The sequence below is a fragment of the Paenibacillus sp. J22P218 genome, assembly GCF_056269195.1.
In genome coordinates this window covers 41,963-61,613 of record NZ_JBWDNL010000006.1, presented here as the reverse complement: position 1 = coordinate 61,613, position 19,651 = coordinate 41,963, and the positions used below count along the sequence as shown (strand labels likewise).

The window sequence follows — 19,651 nt, the reverse complement described above, 5'->3', positions numbered from 1 at the left end:
AAATAAGAGCGCAGAGCCATACACACTCTGCGCTTTTTGCTGCAAGGAGAAAAAGGAGAATACGTATGAGACAACATATTGTAGTCGTAGATGATGATGACAAGATCATTTCGTTATTGCGGAGGAGCTTAGCGTTCGAGGGATACGAGGTCACTACAGCATCCAATGGGGCGGAAGGGTTGAAGGCTCTGCTTGGAGCAGACCCCGATCTGCTTATATTGGATGTCATGATGCCGCAAATCGACGGTTGGGAAGTGTGCAGGAGGGTTCGCGAGGGCGGCAGCACCGTGCCGATTCTCATGCTCACGGCGAAGGACGATATTAATGATCGCGTAAGAGGGCTCGATCTTGGCGCAGACGATTATTTGGTTAAGCCGTTCGCGCTGGAGGAGCTGCTCGCCCGCGTCCGCGCGCTGCTGCGCCGCAAGTCGGACAAGCTAGAGGAACAGACCAGCCAGCTTATCTATGAGGATCTTGCGCTTGATATGGACGCTAGAGAGGCCATTCGCGCTAGCCGCCGCATCGAGCTGACGAGCAAGGAATACGATCTATTGCTGTTCTTCATGCAGAATCCGCGAAGAGTGCTGACCCGTGACTCCATCATGGAAAAAATATGGGGCTATGACTTCAGCGGCGAATCGAATGTGCTTGAAGTATATATTGCAATGCTCCGCCAAAAGGTTGAAGAGGGCGGAGGAAGCAGGCTTATACAAACGGTACGCGGTACTGGCTATGTGTTGCGGGGAGAGGCAGGTTAAGCGTTATGTCAATCCGTCTTCGCCTTACGCTCTGGTATTCCGGATTGCTTGCCGGGACGCTCATCGCCGTAGGGCTAGTCGTTTATTTATTCGTCAACTGGAATACGTACGCAGAGGCCAAGGAACAGCTTAAGGCGCAAAACAGTACGATATTCGTACAGCCAACGGTAAACTTTCTGGATGAAAATGAATGGAACTTCCAAATCGCCCGTATTGGCAGAGGACCAGAACAAAAAAGAATTTATATGCAGATAGTGAGTTATAAAGACGGTGTTGTAAGACAAGAGGATCAGCTAAGACAATATGGTACGATTATTCCTTATCCAGAGGCAGACAAGGATCCAAAGGAAGGTTTTCGCAAAGTTAAAGTCACAATAAATAACGACAAATTCGATATGCTTACCTACCAACGCCCGATTGAGCTTGAGGATGGCACATTGATCGGCATTTTGCAGCTCGCTGTATTTTCCAATAATGAAGAGGATTTTTTGAGGGGACTTCGGACGATCCTTATTTTCTCCTCTCTTTTCGTCATCCTTATAGCCTTCACAGGCGGCTTGTTCATCGCGCGCCAGGCGCTGCGCCCAATTGAACGCGTTATTCGGGCGACGGAGCAAATCGAGAAAGGCTCGGAGCTGAATATGCGGATACCGGCAGCCGAATCCAATGATGAGATTGGAAGGCTCGTTCATACGCTCAATATGATGTTATCCAGAATGGAGCTTGCCTACAATGAGCTCGACGAGTCATATAAGGCGCAGCGCAGGTTCGTATCGGATGCGTCGCATGAGCTTCGTACGCCGCTCACGACCATTCGCGGCAATATCGATCTGCTGGAGCGGATGTGGACTCGCATTAAGGAAACGAACCCTGAGAAGGGAAACGGAGATTGGCTGCCGTTCGATATGGAGCATTGGGATATGTCGCGGGAAGCGATGAGCGATATATCGGCGGAAGCGAAGCGAATGAGCACGTTGGTCAACGATTTGCTTGCGCTTGCGAGAGCGGATGCCGGTTATGTCATGGAAAAGGAACATCTGGCGCTGCTTCCTATCGCGGAAGAGGTCGCTCGGAGAGCTCAGCTGCTTCCGCGGAAAGCGGAGTGGATAATTGGCGATCTATCCGCTCTGAACGGCGTATATGTCAAGGGCAATCACGATTATTTACAGCAGCTGTTGTTCATATTTATCGAGAATGCCTTTAAGTATACGGAGCGCGGTCATATCGAGCTTGGCGCATTGCGAGGCAATGGACAAATCGGCATTACGGTCGAGGATACAGGCATTGGCATGAATCCCGACGAGATCCCGCATATTTTCGATCGCTTCTATCGCGCCGACGAATCACGCGGCGTTACGGTGGGAACAGGGCTTGGCTTATCGATCGCCAAGTGGATTATCGACGAGCATCAGGGGTCGGTGGAAGTGACGACGCGCGAGGGCGAAGGGACGAAGTTTACGATATGGCTGCCAGTAGTCTTTTCCGGGAACGCTCCTTCGACTATAATAGAAGGAACGGATCATTTAATCGAGTAGTCATAATAGGGCGTATCCGGTAAGAAAGCAGGTGCAATAGATGGAAATTGTCAAAATATCGCCGCGAGGTTACTGCTACGGTGTTGTCGATGCGATGGTGCTTGCCTTGCAAACGGCGAAGAACCTTGAATTGCCGCGGCCAATCTATATTCTTGGCATGATTGTTCACAACGCTCATGTAACGGAAGCGTTCGAACAGGAGGGCGTTATTACGCTTGACGGGGCGAATCGTTTGGAAATATTGGATCAGATCGAAGAGGGAACCGTTATTTTCACGGCTCATGGCGTATCTCCTGAGGTGCGCAAGCGTGCCCGTGATAAGGGGTTGTCCGTCGTTGACGCGACCTGTCCCGACGTAACGAAGACGCATGACCTGATCCGCGAGAAGACGGCTGAAGGGTATCATATTATTTATATCGGGAAGAAAAATCATCCCGAGCCGGAAGGCGCCATCGGCGTTGCGCCGGATATGGTGCATCTGATCGAGAAGGAAGAAGAGATCGAGTCTCTTCAAGTGCCTGAAGGGCGTCTCATCATTACGAACCAAACAACGATGTCCCAGTGGGATATTCGTCATATTATTAAGAAGCTGTCGGAGAAGTTTCCCGCTGCTGAGGTTCATAACGAGATTTGCCTGGCTACCCAAGTGCGGCAAGAAGCCGTTGCAGGTCAAGCGGGCACCGCTCAGCTCTGCATCGTCGTTGGCGACCCTCGCAGCAACAACTCGAACCGCTTAGCGCAGGTGTCTGAGGAAATTGCGGGAGTGAAGGCGTACCGGGTAGCGGATGTATCAGAGATTGAGCGGGAGTGGCTGATCGGTATTGAACGAGTAGCCGTCACTTCCGGCGCTTCTACGCCGACGCCGCTAACGAAAGAGGTTATTGCTTACTTGGAGCAGTACGACGATAACAATCCCGACACATGGGAGATTAAGCGTACGGTTAACATGAATAAGCTGCTTCCGAACATTAAGATTAAGAGCGCTAGCGCTGCCGAGTAACGGAGAACCGAAGCTAGGAATTATAGGTCGATGCCGCAAGCTTCACATATGGAGCGAAGCGGCCTCGGCCTCTTTTTGTCGGAGCTTGCACGGGAACTAAATAGGGGGGCGGATGAAACGCATTTCATTATCGCGGCGCTTCGTAAGAGCATATATGCACGTACAGAGGCGTTCACAGATGCTGCCTCGCCTTGTAAGAGCTCATAAGGTCTTACAGGGAGGAAGAGGATGACCCGAACCCCTACATCTGCTCCGTAAGAGCATATACGCACTTACAGGTGCGCTCACAGATCCAGCCTCGCCCTGTAAGAGCACTCCGGTTGAAGCAATCGGAAGCATGCAGGGAATGTAAGCGGAAATAGTAGGCAAAATATTTAGGTTGACGGGGAACGCTGTTTCTTGTATATTTACTTTAGTGATTAAAAGCGTAGAAGCTTCACAGCGTATAAGCTTAAAAGCGTATAAGCGTTGCAGTGCGAATGATGAAGATGTGACCAAGGAAAAATCATATAAAATAATAGGAGTGATTCAAGATGATCGTCATTACTAATCCGCAAATTTCAGAAGAACGCATTAACGAAATCGTAGCTCATATTGAGAAAGCCGGCGTACAAGCGCATGTATCGATTGGGACGGACCGCACAGTAATTGGCATTATCGGCAAGGCAGAGCCAACGCTTGCTGAGCACCTGCGCCAAATGAAAGGTGTAGAGAATGTTATCAAAATTTCAAAGTCGTATAAGCTGGCTAGCCGCGACTTCCATCCGGACGATACAGTCATCGACATTAAAGGCGTAAAGATCGGCGGCAGCAACCTCGTTATTATGGGCGGACCGTGTGCTGTGGAATCTCCAGAACAGATCGACGAGATTGCTCGCCTTGTTAAAGCGGCAGGCGGTCAGGTGCTTCGCGGAGGCGCATTCAAGCCCCGTACCGGTCCTTACAGCTTCCAGGGCGTAGGAGTGGAAGGTTTAGTTATGATGGCCGAGGCAGGCAAGAAACACGGCTTGCTGACGATTACAGAGGTAATGACGCCTGAGTACGTCGATGTATGCGCGGAGTACGCTGACATTCTCCAAGTCGGCACAAGGAATATGCAGAACTTCGATCTGCTTCGCAAGCTTGGTACGATCCAGACTCCGGTGCTGCTGAAGAGAGGCTTCAGTTCTACTTATGACGAGTTCCTGAATGCAGCGGAATACATTCTAGCCGGCGGCAATCCGAATGTTATGCTGTGCGAACGAGGAATCCGAACGTTCGAAACTTACACGCGGAACACGCTTGACCTATCTGCCATTCCGGTGCTGCAATCTCTCAGCCACTTGCCTGTTATATCAGATCCAAGTCACGGAACGGGCCGTCGCGAATTGGTAGAGCCGATGTCGAAGGCTTCGGTAGCAGCTGGGGCCAATGGACTTATCGTAGAGATGCATACCGATCCTGATAATTCTATGACTGGCGACGGCGTACAATCCTTATTCCCGGATCAATTCGCCAACTTGCTGAAGCAATTGGAACAGCTCGCTCCTCTAGTAGGCAAACAGTTCGATACGCCGAAAGCGCCTGCTGAAGAATTCAAGGAATGGAAAATTTAACATAGTCTAAATCACCGCGCCACCCTTGCTGCAGTAAGGGTGGCGCGGTTTTTGCTGTGGTGGGTTAAGGAGGAATTGTGAACATCCGTTCAAACTTGTAAGTATACCTAACATCGCGATAAAAAATACCTTACATAGCTATTGACGGAGGTGAAACCGTAGTTTTATAATAACGTCATGGTTTGGAGCAATTATTGAACAATACTTGTTCAACACAACGCTAATGTTCGGAAATGGAGGAAATTATTCATGTCAGTTCAAAATGTTTTGGACAATATTAAAGAAAACAGCATTCAGTTTGTCGATTTCCGCTTCGCAGATCTTCTGGGTCGCGCTCACCACATCACTCTTCCTGCAACTGAGGTAGACGCTGATACTTTCGTTAACGGTGTAGCATTTGACGGTTCTTCGATCCACGGTTTCCGCGGTATTGAAAATTCCGATATGGTAATGATGCCAGATACGGAATCCGTATTTATCGATCCTTTCACAGATCACCCTACATTAAACGTTATGTGTAACATCTATACGCCAGAGGGCGAGCGCTATGACCGCGATCCGCGCAGCATCGCTCAAAAGGCTGAAGAATATCTTCAAACGACTGGCATTGGTACGACTGCATTCTTCGCACCAGAACCTGAATTTTTCATTTTTGACGAAGTTCGCTATGAAAGCACAATGAATTCGTCTTCGTATATGGTTGAATCCGAGGAAGCTGGCTGGAATACGAACCGCAAAGAAGACGGCGGCAACCTTGGCTCGAAAATTCCAGTAAAAGGCGGCTATGTTCCAGTAGCTCCAGTTGACTCCCAACAAGACATCCGTAGCGAAATGGTTCGCTTGTTGCAAGAATCCGGCCTTCGCGTAGAGCGTCATCACCATGAAGTTGCTACAGCTGGTCAAGCGGAAATCAACTTCCGTTTCGACACCCTTACAAAAACAGCTGACAACCTGATGAAATTCAAATACATCATTCACAACACAGCTCGCCAATACGGCAAAACGGTTACTTTCATGCCGAAGCCATTGTTCGGCGACAACGGTAGCGGTATGCACGTTCATACGTCGATCTTCAACGGTGATTCCCCGTTGTTCTACGACAAAGGCGCTTACGCTAACCTGAGTGAACTTGCTATGCACTACATCGGCGGCGTACTTTACCACGCTCCGGCTCTTATCGCAATCACGAACCCAAGCACGAACTCGTTCAAACGTCTTGTGCCTGGTTACGAAGCGCCGGTTAACCTTGTATTCTCGAAAGGCAACCGTTCCGCAGCGATCCGTATTCCTATCGCAGCTGTAACGCCTAAAGGTTGTCGCATCGAGTTCCGTACACCGGACAACACAGCTAACCCTTACCTTGCATTCGCTGCTATGCTGCTTGCTGGTCTGGACGGCATCAAGCGTAAGCTTGATCCTGTTGCTCTTGGCTACGGTCCATTCGACAAAAACATCTATGAATTGCCAGAAGAAGAGAAGAAAGAAATCCGCAGTGTTCCTGGAACACTTGACGAAGCGCTTAACGCACTTGAAGCAGATTCCGCATTCTTGACTGAAGGCGGCGTATTCACGCAAGAATTCATCGATAACTACGTTGCAATCAAGCGCGCTGAAGCGAAAGCTGTTGCAATCCGTATTCACCCGCACGAATTCAGCCTTTACTACGATTGCTAATTCCTTAGCATCACCATACGAACGAGTCCCGCAAGGGACTCGTTTTTATATTGTCCAACTGTGGCAATATAAACAAGGGCTCGTCAATAATTCGTATTGAGCATAAATCGCAAAATCCGAATGTTTTCGACAATTTAATGTCAATACGTTCGACTTTTGTAGTGCAAATACGCGGAAAGCACTTGATGCGAACGTTCAAAATTGCTATCATGTCCTTATCATGATAAAGAATCAAAGGTGGGCTATCGGAAATGACAAGAGCATTTAATTTTAACGCAGGACCAGCCGCTATACCTCTTGAAGTGCTTCAACAAGCACAAGAGCAGTTCGTCGATTATCAAGGAGCGGGTATGTCCATTATGGAGATGTCGCACCGAAGCGCGCTTTATGAGCAAGTGAACAACGAGGCGCAATCCCTTCTTCGCGAGCTGTACGGCGTTCCTGACAACTACCGTATTTTATTCGTGCAAGGCGGAGCAAGCACGCAGTTCGCTATGATCCCGCTTAATCTCGTTCGTCCTGGACGTCCTGGCGCATACGTGAAGACTGGCGCATGGGCTGACAAAGCGATCAAGGAAGCGAAGCTTGTCGGTGAGACGGTTATCGCCGCATCGACAGAAGCTGATAAATATATGCGTATGCCGACGGCAGATGAAATTATTGTTCCGGACAATGCGGCGTATCTTCATGTAACGTCGAATGAAACAATCGGCGGAACGCAGTTCTTCGATTTCCCGTCGACAGGCAATGTGCCTCTTATCGCCGATATGTCCAGTGATATTCTAAGCCGTCCGGTGGACGTCAGCAAGTTCGGACTTATTTATGCCGGTGCACAAAAAAACCTTGGTCCTTCAGGCGTAACAGTCGTTATCGCGCGCGATGATTTGATTGCGGAAAGTCCTGCAACAATCCCGACGATGTTCCGATACAGCACGCATGCATCGAACAACTCGCTATACAATACGCCGCCATCCTTCGCCGTATACATGGTAAGCCTTGTGCTTAACTGGATCAAAGGCAAAGGCGGCATCGCGCAGATGGATCAGTTCAACCGCGACAAAACAAAGCTGATCTACGACAAGATCGATCAAAGCGGCGGCTTCTACATCGGCTGTGCGCAGCCGCAAAGCCGTTCGCTTATGAATATTACGTTCCGTATTCATAGCGAAGAGCTGGAGAAGCAATTCATCAAGGAATCGGAGAAGGAAGGCTTTGTTGGTCTTAAGGGACATCGCGACGTTGGCGGTCTACGCGCATCGACGTACAACGCCGTTCCGCTTGAGAGCTGCCAAGCGCTTGCTCAGTTCATGGCTGATTTCCAAAAGCGCAACGGTTAAGCACTAGTTAGCCAAGCAGTAAATAACGAAAGCGCCATCCCTTCCCGAACAGGAGGAGATGGCGCTTCTTCTTTGCTATGTTGAAGGCTTAAGCGAACGACGATTCGGGCACAGCGGGCTCCAGCAGCTTGTAGCCGACGTTGCGAACAGTCATAATATATTCCGGCGTCCGGGCATTCTTCTCGATCTTATCGCGCAGATGGCTAATGTGAACATCAACGATACGCGTATCGCCGAGGAAGTGATAATCCCAGACTCCATGCAGCAGCTGCTGACGGCTAAGCACTTTTCCTTTGTGCTTGCAAAGGAAGAGCAAAAGCTCGAATTCCTTCGGCGTCAGTTCAATTAGTTTGCCTTCAAAGTAAACCTCGCGCTGCTCGGCGCGAACGTTCAACCTGCCTATATCATAGCTCGTATTATCAGAGGTGCCAGGATTCGATTGGATCCGGCGAAATACGGCTTGGATTCGGGAGACGAGCTCTTGCGGACTGAACGGCTTCGTCATATAATCATCTGCACCGTTATCGAGACCCGCTATTTTATCCGTAACATCTTGCAGCGCGGTCAACATAATGACAGGCACAGCGTTGTTCTGCTTGCGAAGCTCTCTGCACACTTGAATGCCGTCCATCTTAGGCAGCATCAAATCAAGGACAATCAGGTCGGGACGGAATGGCCGGAGCATGTCGAATACGGCTTCGCCATCGCTTACGCAACGGACATCGTAGCCCGAGAGCTTTAGATTAAATTCGATTAACATGGCGATAGAAGGTTCGTCATCGACGACCAATATTTTTTTTCGCATCGTTACATTTCTCCTTTGCCTCCTAATAATAAGTTTATTATAAAGGCGGAAATTTCGCGGAAGATTACCTGAACGTAAAATGGATGTAAAAATGGAAAGAAATTTGGTGTATAATTAGCGTTTAGAGAGGTGGGATTTACAGAAATGCCGTTTCATATCGTATTGGTAGAGCCGGAGATTCCGGCAAACACAGGCAATATTTCGCGCACTTGCGCGGCCACAGGTACGCATTTGCATCTTGTAAGGCCGCTTGGCTTCGATACGGATGACCGCACGCTAAAGCGGGCAGGGCTCGACTATTGGCATTCCGTCCATATCGAATATCACGATTCGTTCGATGAAGTGCTGGCCCTTTATCCAGAGGGACGGTTCTTCTATGCCAGCACGCGAGCATCGAAGCCTTATTCGGATTTCGAATATCGCGATGGAGATTTCTTCGTGTTCGGCAAAGAAACGAAAGGGCTGCCGCAGCAGCTTATCGATGCGAATCTCGACACCTGCATACGAATGCCGATGACGGATAAGGTTCGTTCGCTTAATTTGTCCAATTCTGCCGCTATTGTCGTATACGAAGCGCTTAGGCAGACAGGCTTCGAGGGACTAAATTAAGCTGCTAATGAAAGAAAAACGCACATTGAAGCGGCTTCCTGCTATATTTGTTGCAGAATATTAAGAAATAATGAATATAGGAAGGAAATGCTGAATCACCATCGAAACACTATAATGCATAGGTTTCTCAGGTTAGGACTTGCGAATAAAGACACAGAAGAGGTGAAATGATGAAACCAGCAGGAGTGGTAAGGAAAGTGGATCAGCTTGGCCGTATTGTGCTTCCAAAATCGTTACGTAAACGTTATCTGATGAACGAGGGCGATCCTGTAGAGATTTTCGTACAAGGAGACCATATCATATTGGAACGTTATAGGCCAAAATGCGTATTTTGCGGCTCCATGAATGAGGTTAGAGATTTCAAGGATCGTTATTTATGCGGAGTATGCGTAGAGGAAATGGCACAGCTTCGTCGTTAATTAACAGCTGTCCGATGAAGACAATAACAAAAAAAGCTTCTCGCGTGAGCATTGCTCATCGAGAAGCTTTTTTGCTTTGGCCGCCATAGGACGGCATTAGCTTACAGGCCTTTGGTTTTGTCGTCATTGTAGGAGCTTGTCAGCATCGCCGTAATGAACAACGCAAACACGGTCATAACAATAAGAAAGTTCATGTGCATTGCACCTCCAATTGGCTTCTTATATTATAACCAACGAACGGCAAAAAGAAAACTTTAAAAGTTGTGAACACATTGTTAACATAAGAATAGATCGTGCGAAAAAAGCTATATCGACAGGGAGAGGGGCAATTGAAATGGAATATCGTTTCTCGTCACAGGTATCACAGCTTAAATCTTCAGCGGTGCGGGATATTTTGAAGCTTACGCAAGGGACGGACATGATTTCATTTGCCGGGGGGCTTCCGGCTGAAGAACTGTTTCCGGTAGAAGCTGTCAGTGAAGCGGCTCAGCGTGTATTTCGTTCAGGCGCAGGCGCGCTCCAGTACGGCTTGACGGAAGGATATCTGCCGCTTCGCGAGCAGTTATGCCGCAGAATGGCCGATAAAAAGATGTTCGTGAATCCTGATCAAATGTTAGTCACGACGGGCTCGCAGCAAGCGATTGACCTGCTGGTCGAAGTGTTGACGGAACCTGGCGATACCGTATTGGTAGAGAAACCTACCTATCTTGCATGTCTGCAAGTATTTTCGTTGCATGGGCTAAAGGTTGTGTCCGTGGATAGCGATGAGCAGGGCATGATTCCGGAATCGGCAGAGCGGCTTATCAAGTTGCATCGTCCGAAGCTGCTGTATGCCGTGCCGACTTTCGGCAATCCGACAGGCAATGTATGGAGTGTGGAGCGCAGGAAGAAGCTGCTCGCTCTCTGTCAATCGAACAACATTCCAATCATTGAAGACGATCCTTATGGCGATATCGCATTCGACAGCAAAGAGCCGATTCCGACGCTGTTCGCCTTAGATGGCAAAGCCCAGAATGGAAATGTCATTTATACGAGTACGTTCTCGAAGACGGTCGCTCCGGCATTACGTACGGGATGGGCGATAGGGGACAGCAAGGTTATTCGGATGATGGCGGTTGCGAAGCAAGCGGCGGACATTCAGTCAAGCTCTTTGGATCAGCAAATCTTGAGCCAACTTCTCGGCTTCTTCGACCTTGATGAGCATATTAAGCTTATTTCCGATTCCTACGGAGAGCGGATGCTGGAGATGAATCGGCTGCTGGAGCGCGCGGCGATTCCTGATGTGACATGGGTCAAGCCAAAAGGCGGCATGTTCTTGTGGATGAAGCTGCCCGAAGGACTCGATGCGGAAACGTTGCTCAAAGCAGCTGTCCGCAAAGGGGTAGCGTTCGTGCCGGGCAGCTCGTTCTATGCGGACAATCCGCAGCGCAATACAGCCCGGCTTAATTTCACGCATAACAAAGGGGCGCGTACCGAGCAAGGCGTGGCGCGTTTAGTGGAAGCGATCGGAGAGTTCACGGCGCGCAGCTAGCTAGAACTTGCGGCCATCTGGCGAAGCAGCTCCAGCGGCTGCCTTGGACCATTCAGCGATCACTTCGCGGTATTGCTCCAATGCGGCCACGCCCACTGGGCGAAGCTTATATTTGCCGCGTCCGATTCGCTCGAACCAGCCATAATAGTTATGCCGCAGCGTGTCGCCGCTGCGGCTATTGCCCGTGATCGCCGCAACCTCGCGCGGCGCCAGCTCTCCCGCCTCGCGCAGCGCCCATGCGCAGCGAAGCGCCTTCTCGCGGTAGGCCGTGACGAGCTTGCGGCCGGTGCTGCCGCCAACGTTGTAGTCGCCGCTGCGCTCGCGGAATTCTTGCAGCAGCTTCGCCTGCTTCCGGCGGCGCATGCCTCGCTGCGGAGGCTCGCCCGGCTCGCATAACAGCTCGATGACGGCAGGCTTCGTCTTATAGAAGGTGACCGTCATAAGCCCGAGGCCAAGCATTCGGCATAGCTCCGTTAAGTCGCCGTAACGCTGGTTATGCGCGCCGCTCTTCTTTCGGTTGCGTTCAATGGCCAGGACAACCTGTCCGTTTAAACGCAGACGTTCAACGCCTTGCAGCAGCAATGCAAGATTGAACGTTTTTTTCATTTCTACAATAATAGGCTCCTCATGCTCGGGGTGGATAGCTACGAGATCGCAATGAAGCACCTCGCTCTTCACCTCATACCCGAGCCGTTCGTAGTATTGTTTAATAGGCTTGTACAGTTCTTCCTCCCGCTTAACGGCCACGATGCTTGTTCCCCTTCCATAATTCCGCACTAATCTTCCACTCTAGCCCCATTATAACAAAGGATTACGCGAGCTTGTCGTTTTTTGCTGGATGGAGGACGAAAATAGTGGTCAATTTCCTACACAGATAAGCATAGAAATGTAATACTTCAATTTACAAGTTATCCACGAGGAAAGAGCGTCTAGCAACTAATCCCTGGCGGAGAAGGAATAGTGGAATGCGGAAGCGATGGGAGGAGGCACGGAATGGACATTTTCAAACGAATTGCGGAATATCAGGCTGAGAGTGAGAAGCTGGCATGGATGGGACAATTCAAGGACTACATTGAGCTGCTTAAGAACGATAAGTCCCCGGCCATGACCGCACATTCACGCGTTTATGAAATGATCGAATCTTACGGGGTCGAAGAGGTGAATGGGCGCAAGAAGTATAAGTTTTTCGAACAGGAGATATTTGGATTAGACCGCTCCGTGGAGAAGCTGGTTGAAGAATATTTTCACTCGTCCGCCCGCAGGCTGGACGTTCGTAAACGGATATTACTGCTCATGGGACCGGTCAGCGGCGGCAAGTCGACGATCGTGACCATGCTGAAGAAGGGGCTCGAGAAGTTCTCCCGCACCGACAAGGGAGCGGTCTACGCGATCAAGGGCTGCCCGATGCACGAGGATCCGCTGCATCTCATTCCGCATGAGCTAAGGCCGGAGATCGAGAAAGAGCTTGGCGTTCGCATTGAAGGGAATCTATGCCCTTCTTGCCAGATGAGACTGCAGACTGAGTATGGGGGCAATATCGAAAGCGTGCTTGTCGAGCGTGTATTCATCTCCGAGGATAATCGCGTCGGTATCGGCACTTTCAGTCCCTCCGATCCCAAGTCTCAGGATATTGCCGACCTGACCGGCAGTATCGACTTCTCGACGATAACCGAATTCGGCTCCGAATCGGATCCGCGCGCCTATCGGTTCGACGGTGAGCTCAATAAGGCGAACCGCGGGCTGATGGAGTTCCAGGAAATGCTCAAATGCGACGAGAAGTTTCTATGGAACCTTCTCTCACTGACGCAGGAGGGTAATTTCAAGGCTGGCAGGTTCGCGCTAATAAGCGCCGACGAGCTCATTATTGCCCATACGAATGAATCCGAGTATAAGTCGTTTATCAGCAATAAGAAGAACGAGGCGCTGCAGTCACGGATGATCGTCATGCCAATCCCTTATAACCTCAAGGTGTCGGATGAAGAGAAAATATATACGAAGCTGATCGCGCAAAGCGATATGAGGCATATTCATATTGCTCCACATGCGCTGCGTGCGGCGGCGATTTTCTCCATACTTACAAGATTGAAGGAAACGAAGAAGCAGGGTATGGACCTCGTCAAGAAAATGCGCATGTACGACGGCGAGGAGGTCGAAGGCTTCAAGGAAGCGGATTTGAAGGAAATGCAAAGCGAGTATGTCGAAGAGGGCATGACGGGCATTGATCCTCGTTATGTCATCAACCGTATCTCCAGCGCGCTCATTAAGCAGGATATGCAGTGCATTAATGCGCTTGATGTGCTGCGGGCGCTCAAGGACGGACTCGACCAGCATCCTTCGATTACGAAGGATGAGCGCGAGCGCTACCTCAATTTCATATCCGTGGCGCGCAAGGAATATGATCTGCTGGCTAAGAAGGAGATCCAGAAGGCGTTCGTCTACTCGTTCGAGGAGTCGGCGCGCACTTTATTCGAGAACTACTTGGATAATATCGAATCGTATTGCAATTGGGCGAAAATCAAGGATCCGCTTACCGGCGAGGAGATGGATCCGGATGAAAGGCTCATGCGTTCGATCGAGGAACAGATCGGCGTATCGGAAAATGCGAAAAAAGCGTTCCGCGAAGAAATTCTGATTCGTATCTCGTCTTATTCGCGCAAAGGGAAAAAATTCGACTTCACTAGCCATGAACGGCTGCGCGAAGCGGTCGAGAAGAAGCTATTCACCGATCTGAAGGACATCGTTAAGATTACGACGTCAACGAAGACGCCGGACGAACTGCAATTGAAGCGTATTAATGAAGTGACTAAGCGGCTTATGGATGAACACGGCTATTGCCCGGTATGCTCGAATGAGCTGCTGCGGTACGTAGGGAGCCTGCTTAACCGCTAGTGCCGGCAATTAAGAGGAATGGAGCTTGGGTACTTTGCGTGGAGAAGCTGACGGATGCACGGCCCGTCAGCTTCTTTGTCGGGGTAGGCGTATCCTTCAATAAAAAAGCTAAAATTTTATAATATAGCGTATCTTTTCCGATATAATAGGAGATAGTGAAAGACTATACGCCGAAGGGGTCTTGCCAAGTGATTAAAGTATCAGCAGAGCGTAAGCAGCAACTGGACTATACCGGTATATCGGAACAAGATTTGCAGCTATTAGCGGGATATCGGCCCGTCTTTGCCCAAGTTGTGGACGAGGTGGTCGATCGTTTCTACGACAGCGTCGGCAGCCAGCCGGACCTTGTCGAGCTTATTTCCAGAGTTAGCAATATTGAACGGTTGAAGGAAACGCAGCGGGTTTATTGGATGTCTCTCGCCGATGGCGTCATAGACCAGCCGTTTATTGATAATAGAATACGGATAGGAGCGGTTCATTCCCGGATCGGACTTACGACGGATTGGTATTTGGGGACGTATATGACGTATCTGGACATTGCGACGCTCGTATTTAAGCGCGTTCTTCCCGAGCAATGGCAGCATGTCGTCTATTCGCTTACGAAGATGTTCAATCTGGATTCGCAATTCGTACTTGAAGCGTATCATGGCTTCGAGCAGCAGAAAGTACAGGAGCTTGCCGATTCGCGTGCTACGATGCTGAGCACCGTTACGGGAGCTGTGCAGGAGCTGGCTTCGCTTATGGTCGAATTGGACGAGGGTGCGCAATCAATTGCGGCAACGGCCGTTTCGACTTCGCAATCTCAGGATAAGACGCATACACTGTTAGGAGAGCTGCGCGAAGAGCTCGATGGCATCGGCGAGATGGGCACGCTCATCCGCGGCTTGTCGGATCAGACGCATCTGCTCGGGCTGAATGCCGCTATCGAAGCTGCTAGAGCCGGCGAACAAGGAAGAGGGTTCGAAGTTGTCGCGAACGAGGTCAGGAAGCTGGCTGCATCGTCCCGCAATGCGTTAGAAGGCATTCAAGCGAAGCTGGAAGAAATCGATAAGAAACTCTCCGCCGTTCGTTCCGAGTCGGAGCTAACGTCGGTGGAGGCGCGCAATCAAGCAGCCCGTTCGCAGGAGCTTGCATCCTTCGTTCATATGGTTGATAAAGTTACGAAAGACTTGCAGCAATTGAATTCATAGTCACGAATAAATAACTCGAACTATTACTTATATCCGCAGCCTAGAAAAAGCAGGAATTCTCTCACATGGAGGGTTCCTGCTTTTATGTTAAGTAAGTTGACACAATTTTCGGAATTTAGTATGATTATCCTAACATTTATACATGGCAGTGAGATAAATGTTAAGTTTTTTGACATATATCTAGCTCGTATGGACGAAATGTTCATGCTGCAAGCACCAATTAGGTGCTGCGCTCATCATGGAGGAGGCGGTTGTCATGTCGACGGCCAAACAGTCGCATTCGCATTATTACGATTCGCAAGCATTTTATGATGAAATGTTCGACAAGGACTTTTCGGTACGGCCTCACTATGACAATGTTCATCGCTTATTCGGCAGAATGAAGCAGGCGGAGCTTACGGTCCGTCAGAATGCAATCAACCAGCGGATGCTGGAGGAAGGTATTACTTTCACGCTCTATAGCGGTGGGCAGAGCGAGCCGCTTGAACGTACGATTCCGTTCGATTATATCCCTCGCGTTATACCGAAGCATGAATGGGAGGCAGTCGACCGCGGAGTTAAGCAGCGTATACGTGCGCTCAACGCATTTTGCCACGACGTATATCATGGGCAACGGATCGTTGCAGACGGCATCATTCCTCGGCGCATGATCGTATCCAACACGTATTTCCGTCCGGAAATGGCTGGTCTACATGTTCCCGGAGGTGTATATATTACAGCATCGGGCATTGATTTGATTCGAGATGAGAAGGGCCGCTACTTTGTCCTCGAGGACAATTTGCGCTCGCCTTCGGGTTTCTCTTACTTATTCAAGGGCAGGACGTTAATGAGTGAATTATTCCATGATCTGTATTTGTCCTGTTCGGTGCAAAGCATCGACCGAAGCTTGAATTGTTTCTTAAGCTCGCTTCGCGCGCTTTCCCCAAATGGCAAACGCGATCCTCTAATCGTATTGCTCACGCCTGGCGCTTATAACTCCGCTTATTATGAACACACTTTCCTTGCGCAGCAAATGGGTATTCACCTCGTCGAAGGAAGAGACCTCGTCTATAAAGATCACAAAATTTATTTGCGCGATCTGCGAGGACTTCGCCAGGTTGACGTGATCTACCGCCGCATCGATGACGACTTCCTGGATCCGCTTGCCTTCCAGCCTGACTCCTTGCTAGGCGTGCCTGGACTTATGAATGCGTATCGGGCAGGAAATGTTGCCATTGCCAATGCTCCGGGAACAGGCGTAGCGGACGATAAGGCGGTATACGCCTATGTGCCTGATATGATTCGTTATTACTTGGGCGAGGAGCCGCTCCTTCATAACGTGCCGACTTATATTTTGTCCCGCAAAGAAGAGAGAGAGTATGTGCTGGATCATTTGGATCAGCTCGTTGTCAAGGAAACTTCGCTTTCGGGCGGATACGGCATGCTGATCGGTCCAACCGCGACGCAGAAGGAAATCCAGCAGTTCGCCGAGGCGATCAAGCGAGAGCCGGATCGCTATATCGCGCAGACGACGATGAAGCTGTCGCGTGCTCCCGTCATGCTTGATGGACAGATGACCCCGCGTCATATTGACCTGCGCGCCTTCGCGCTGATGGGCGATGAGACGCATGTCATTCCAGGAGGGCTTACCCGCGTAGCAATGAAGGAAGGCTCTCTCGTCGTCAACTCCTCGCAGGGTGGCGGCGTGAAAGATACATGGGTGCTTAATCGATAATAGAACGGAGGGAAAGCCATGCTGAATCGGAATGCGGAGGCTTTGTTTTGGATCGGGAGATATATGGAGCGGGCGGAAAACCATGCAAGATTAATCGATGTGCATTATCATTTGCAAGTTGAGGATGAGTATGCTGTTGACGCAGAGGAGTCGGGCGGCGGAGCTGCCGAGCCTGTGTCGAAGTGGGCAAGAATCGTTGATGCGTTAGGAAGCCGCGAAGCTTACGAGCAGCAGTATGGCTCCTATAGTGAACGAGATGTCCTCTACTATACGACTCTCGATCGCGATAATGCGAACTCGCTCGTGTCCTGTGTCAGTCATGCCCGCGGCAATCTGCGGACGCTTCGCGAGAAAGTGCCTAGTGAGATGTGGGATGCAACGAACGGATTCTATCTATGGCTGAGAGAGAAGCAGCCAGATGATTTGCTGCGCGAATCCCCGCATCTGTTCTTCGGCAAGATAAAGGAATGGACGGCTCTATTCCAAGGCGTAGGACAGTCGGTCATGCCGCGCGAGAACGAATGGCATTTCATTGAATGCGGCCGTTATCTTGAGCGTGCGGAGAATACGCTTCGCATTATTAAGGCAGTCGGCAATGCGGCAAGCGGAGATGGGTGGAATGTGTCAACTGCTTACCCTTATTTGCAGGCGGTGCTCCGTTCGGTGAGCGGCTACCAGGCTTTCCGCCGCTATTATGCGGACGGAATCACAGTAGAATCGATTGTTGAATTCGTCATATTGAACCAAGTATTCCCGCGCTCTGTTCATTTTGCTTTCCATACGCTCGACGATCATATGCGCCGAATCGAGCTGCAGGATAAGCAGCTGCGCAGCGCTCATGAGCGGGTCATCCGTCAGGTTGGCAAGGTGAAAGCCGATCTCGCTTGCCTTGAGCATGACGATATGGCGATTGACCGCGGAGGAATGATCGTGACGCATTTGCTTGACTCCTGCCAGCAATTGGGCGGCTTGTTTGCCAAAACCTTTTTTCGAATGGGGGAAGCAAGCGCATGAAGCTGAATATCTCTCATGTTACGCAATACGAATATGCCGATCCGGTTACGGACAGTGTCAATGAAATTAGGCTGACGCCGAGTACGAATGAACGACAATCCTGCTATCAGCAGCAAATTTCGATCGAGCCGAACGCCTCGTTGTTCACATTCGAGGATTATTTCGGCAATCGCGTTCACGCCTTCTCCGTTAACGGACCGCATAGACGACTGACGATAAGGACCTTGATGACGGTCGTGACGAAGCAAGCGCCGACTGCAGAGGAGCGGGCTTTATACCTCAGCAAGCGACCGCCTGGGCAAGCATGGGAATGGCTGCGAACCGAGGAAGCGGCTAATCGCTTCACCGAGTTTCTGCTGCATACGGAATACACGTCGAACACGGAAGAAGTGGAGCGGTTCGCATCTGCGCTTATCCCATCCGAAGACGGCCAAGTCATTAGCGTACTGGACTGGCTTACGGCGTTATCTTCGCAGATTCGGACAGAGTTCATCTATGATCCCGAAGCGACAAACGTTAAGACGAAAACAAGCGATATGTTCGAGCACAAGCGCGGCGTATGCCAAGACTTCGCGCATCTGATGATAGCTTGCAGCAGAGCGCTAGGCGTTCCGGCGCGTTATGTCAGCGGCTATCACTTCGTAGGTGATCTGCAGGGCGGAAGCGCGGACTTCGAGCAAGCGTCGCATGCATGGGTCGAGGCGTTCGTGCCGGGCCTTGGCTGGTGCAGCTTCGATCCGACGAATACGGACCCTGTCGGCGAGCGGTATGTGAAGCTTGGCCATGGCCGCGACTACAAGGATATTGTGCCTGTGAAAGGCGTCTACCGGGGGACCGGGGAGCAGCTGCTGCAGGTGACGGTTGACGTGCGCAAGATGGAAGATTGACGAACTTATCTAAATAGCGGATTGGAAGAACAGTTGCGAGGCCGAATGGAGGCTGAGTAGCTGTTTTTTTGTTTTTCCTATGAATAAATAGCCGCCTGCGGCAAATGTTATAAACAGGAAAATAGGAGGTGAACAATAGGATGAAACGTTGGAAAGTGATCTTGATGTCTGTGTTCGTGCTGTCGCTTGGTCTTTCGCTTGTTAGCTGCGCCACTGCTAACAAGGTTAAGCAGCAGGCGCAGGAAGGCGCGCATCGCTTGGAGGTGCAGATGACGAACGATGATCATCGCAACTTGCCCGGCAAGAAGATGAATATGAACGATGCGTCTGCAAAAGCTTCCCAGCTGGCGGAACGCGCACAGCTTGTGAATGGCGTGAAGTCGGCGAATGTTCAGCTGTACGGCGATGATGCATTGGTAGGCATCGAGGTCGAGAACGCGGGCAAGCGCGGCATTATTGAGAAGCAGGTGTATTCGGCGCTAAGAATTCAATATCCTGCTTATCGTCTGCACGTCACATCCGATCAAAGCTTGAGTGACCGAATAAAGGTGCAAAAGACTGGAGCGGCGTCTAACGATAGCGGGATGAAGTCGATGTCGAGCGATATGTCGGCATTGATTAAAGAGATTGACAAGAGCTTTCACAGTCGAAAATAAAATGAAAAAAACCATGAGAACGGCTCTCGAAGCTGCAT

At 50.2% G+C, this 19,651-nt stretch carries 17 protein-coding genes; 15 read left to right on the top strand and 2 right to left on the bottom strand.

Features of this window, described 5'->3' with window-relative positions; genetic code table 11:
- Nucleotides 1-65: 65 nt before the first annotated feature.
- The 6 genes from AC0YN0_RS23895 to serC all read left to right on the top strand — a co-directional run bounded on the left by AC0YN0_RS23895 (nucleotide 66) and on the right by serC (nucleotide 7,899).
- The gene (locus AC0YN0_RS23895) at nucleotides 66-758 is read left to right on the top strand and encodes a response regulator transcription factor (protein WP_442050331.1); all 693 of its coding nucleotides are present in this window, start codon (nucleotides 66-68) and stop codon (nucleotides 756-758) included.
- 5 nt (nucleotides 759-763) lie between these two features.
- Nucleotides 764-2,293: a sensor histidine kinase gene (locus tag AC0YN0_RS23890; protein ID WP_475823525.1), complete on the top strand. Its 1,530-nt coding sequence runs from the start codon at nucleotides 764-766 to the stop codon at nucleotides 2,291-2,293.
- Nucleotides 2,294-2,333: 40 nt separating this feature from the next.
- The gene (locus AC0YN0_RS23885) at nucleotides 2,334-3,293 is read left to right on the top strand and encodes a 4-hydroxy-3-methylbut-2-enyl diphosphate reductase (RefSeq protein ID WP_475823524.1); all 960 of its coding nucleotides are present in this window, start codon (nucleotides 2,334-2,336) and stop codon (nucleotides 3,291-3,293) included.
- 533 nt (nucleotides 3,294-3,826) lie between these two features.
- Entirely contained in the window at nucleotides 3,827-4,888 is a 1,062-nt protein-coding gene (gene aroF, locus AC0YN0_RS23880) for a 3-deoxy-7-phosphoheptulonate synthase (protein WP_475823523.1), read from the top strand.
- 249 nt (nucleotides 4,889-5,137) lie between these two features.
- Nucleotides 5,138-6,562: a type I glutamate--ammonia ligase gene (gene glnA / locus AC0YN0_RS23875; RefSeq protein WP_442050335.1), complete on the top strand. Its 1,425-nt coding sequence runs from the start codon at nucleotides 5,138-5,140 to the stop codon at nucleotides 6,560-6,562.
- Between the two features lie 251 nt (nucleotides 6,563-6,813).
- Nucleotides 6,814-7,899 carry a 3-phosphoserine/phosphohydroxythreonine transaminase gene (gene serC / locus AC0YN0_RS23870; RefSeq protein ID WP_475823522.1) on the top strand — a complete coding sequence of 362 codons (1,086 nt, stop codon included), beginning with the start codon at nucleotides 6,814-6,816 and terminating at the stop codon, nucleotides 7,897-7,899.
- 88 nt (nucleotides 7,900-7,987) lie between these two features.
- Here serC and AC0YN0_RS23865 read toward each other — a convergent pair whose 3' ends face one another.
- Complete coding sequence (locus AC0YN0_RS23865) at nucleotides 7,988-8,704, bottom strand: response regulator transcription factor (protein ID WP_337098013.1); 717 nt, start codon at nucleotides 8,702-8,704, stop codon at nucleotides 7,988-7,990.
- Nucleotides 8,705-8,848: 144 nt separating this feature from the next.
- Between AC0YN0_RS23865 and trmL the strand changes: the two genes are divergently transcribed.
- The 3 genes from trmL (at nucleotide 8,849) to AC0YN0_RS23850 (ending at nucleotide 11,263) form a co-directional block, all read left to right on the top strand.
- Nucleotides 8,849-9,313, top strand: a complete 465-nt coding sequence (gene trmL / locus AC0YN0_RS23860) for a tRNA (uridine(34)/cytosine(34)/5-carboxymethylaminomethyluridine(34)-2'-O)-methyltransferase TrmL (RefSeq protein ID WP_442050337.1) — start codon at nucleotides 8,849-8,851, stop codon at nucleotides 9,311-9,313.
- Between the two features lie 170 nt (nucleotides 9,314-9,483).
- Nucleotides 9,484-9,732, top strand: a complete 249-nt coding sequence (locus AC0YN0_RS23855) for an AbrB/MazE/SpoVT family DNA-binding domain-containing protein (protein ID WP_475823844.1) — start codon at nucleotides 9,484-9,486, stop codon at nucleotides 9,730-9,732.
- Between the two features lie 334 nt (nucleotides 9,733-10,066).
- Nucleotides 10,067-11,263: an aminotransferase-like domain-containing protein gene (locus AC0YN0_RS23850; protein ID WP_475823521.1), complete on the top strand. Its 1,197-nt coding sequence runs from the start codon at nucleotides 10,067-10,069 to the stop codon at nucleotides 11,261-11,263.
- Here the strand turns inward: AC0YN0_RS23850 and AC0YN0_RS23845 are convergent, their stop codons facing one another.
- The gene (locus AC0YN0_RS23845) at nucleotides 11,264-12,010 is read right to left on the bottom strand and encodes a DUF2161 family putative PD-(D/E)XK-type phosphodiesterase (protein WP_475823520.1); all 747 of its coding nucleotides are present in this window, start codon (nucleotides 12,008-12,010) and stop codon (nucleotides 11,264-11,266) included.
- Between the two features lie 246 nt (nucleotides 12,011-12,256).
- Here AC0YN0_RS23845 and AC0YN0_RS23840 point away from each other — a divergent pair, with 246 nt between their 5' ends.
- The 6 genes from AC0YN0_RS23840 (at nucleotide 12,257) to AC0YN0_RS23815 (ending at nucleotide 19,613) form a co-directional block, all read left to right on the top strand.
- Complete coding sequence (locus AC0YN0_RS23840) at nucleotides 12,257-14,152, top strand: PrkA family serine protein kinase (protein WP_442050340.1); 1,896 nt, start codon at nucleotides 12,257-12,259, stop codon at nucleotides 14,150-14,152.
- A 188-nt stretch (nucleotides 14,153-14,340) separates the two neighbouring features.
- On the top strand, nucleotides 14,341-15,342 hold the full coding sequence (locus AC0YN0_RS23835; protein ID WP_442050341.1) for a protoglobin domain-containing protein: 1,002 nt from the start codon (nucleotides 14,341-14,343) through the stop codon (nucleotides 15,340-15,342).
- Nucleotides 15,343-15,598: 256 nt separating this feature from the next.
- A complete protein-coding gene (locus tag AC0YN0_RS23830) occupies nucleotides 15,599-17,056 on the top strand; it encodes a circularly permuted type 2 ATP-grasp protein (protein ID WP_475823519.1) in 1,458 nt (485 codons plus the stop codon).
- Between the two features lie 18 nt (nucleotides 17,057-17,074).
- On the top strand, nucleotides 17,075-18,070 hold the full coding sequence (locus AC0YN0_RS23825) for an alpha-E domain-containing protein (protein ID WP_442050343.1): 996 nt from the start codon (nucleotides 17,075-17,077) through the stop codon (nucleotides 18,068-18,070).
- Nucleotides 18,067-18,957: a transglutaminase family protein gene (locus AC0YN0_RS23820; protein WP_475823518.1), complete on the top strand. Its 891-nt coding sequence runs from the start codon at nucleotides 18,067-18,069 to the stop codon at nucleotides 18,955-18,957. The genes AC0YN0_RS23825 and AC0YN0_RS23820 overlap by 4 nt, the downstream gene beginning before the upstream one ends.
- Nucleotides 18,958-19,097: 140 nt before the next feature.
- Complete coding sequence (locus AC0YN0_RS23815; protein WP_475823517.1) at nucleotides 19,098-19,613, top strand: YhcN/YlaJ family sporulation lipoprotein; 516 nt, start codon at nucleotides 19,098-19,100, stop codon at nucleotides 19,611-19,613.
- The last annotated feature ends 38 nt before the right edge of the window (nucleotides 19,614-19,651 follow it).

Coding starts and splice junctions, on each gene's coding strand:
- AC0YN0_RS23895 (WP_442050331.1), top strand. CDS start 66: ATGAGACAACATATTGTAGTCGTAGATGATGATGACAAGATCATTTCG.
- AC0YN0_RS23890 (WP_475823525.1), top strand. CDS start 764: ATGTCAATCCGTCTTCGCCTTACGCTCTGGTATTCCGGATTGCTTGCC.
- AC0YN0_RS23885 (WP_475823524.1), top strand. CDS start 2,334: ATGGAAATTGTCAAAATATCGCCGCGAGGTTACTGCTACGGTGTTGTC.
- aroF (WP_475823523.1), top strand. CDS start 3,827: ATGATCGTCATTACTAATCCGCAAATTTCAGAAGAACGCATTAACGAA.
- glnA (WP_442050335.1), top strand. CDS start 5,138: ATGTCAGTTCAAAATGTTTTGGACAATATTAAAGAAAACAGCATTCAG.
- serC (WP_475823522.1), top strand. CDS start 6,814: ATGACAAGAGCATTTAATTTTAACGCAGGACCAGCCGCTATACCTCTT.
- AC0YN0_RS23865 (WP_337098013.1), bottom strand. CDS start 8,704: ATGCGAAAAAAAATATTGGTCGTCGATGACGAACCTTCTATCGCCATG.
- trmL (WP_442050337.1), top strand. CDS start 8,849: ATGCCGTTTCATATCGTATTGGTAGAGCCGGAGATTCCGGCAAACACA.
- AC0YN0_RS23855 (WP_475823844.1), top strand. CDS start 9,484: ATGAAACCAGCAGGAGTGGTAAGGAAAGTGGATCAGCTTGGCCGTATT.
- AC0YN0_RS23850 (WP_475823521.1), top strand. CDS start 10,067: ATGGAATATCGTTTCTCGTCACAGGTATCACAGCTTAAATCTTCAGCG.
- AC0YN0_RS23840 (WP_442050340.1), top strand. CDS start 12,257: ATGGACATTTTCAAACGAATTGCGGAATATCAGGCTGAGAGTGAGAAG.
- AC0YN0_RS23830 (WP_475823519.1), top strand. CDS start 15,599: ATGTCGACGGCCAAACAGTCGCATTCGCATTATTACGATTCGCAAGCA.
- AC0YN0_RS23825 (WP_442050343.1), top strand. CDS start 17,075: ATGCTGAATCGGAATGCGGAGGCTTTGTTTTGGATCGGGAGATATATG.
- AC0YN0_RS23820 (WP_475823518.1), top strand. CDS start 18,067: ATGAAGCTGAATATCTCTCATGTTACGCAATACGAATATGCCGATCCG.
- AC0YN0_RS23815 (WP_475823517.1), top strand. CDS start 19,098: ATGAAACGTTGGAAAGTGATCTTGATGTCTGTGTTCGTGCTGTCGCTT.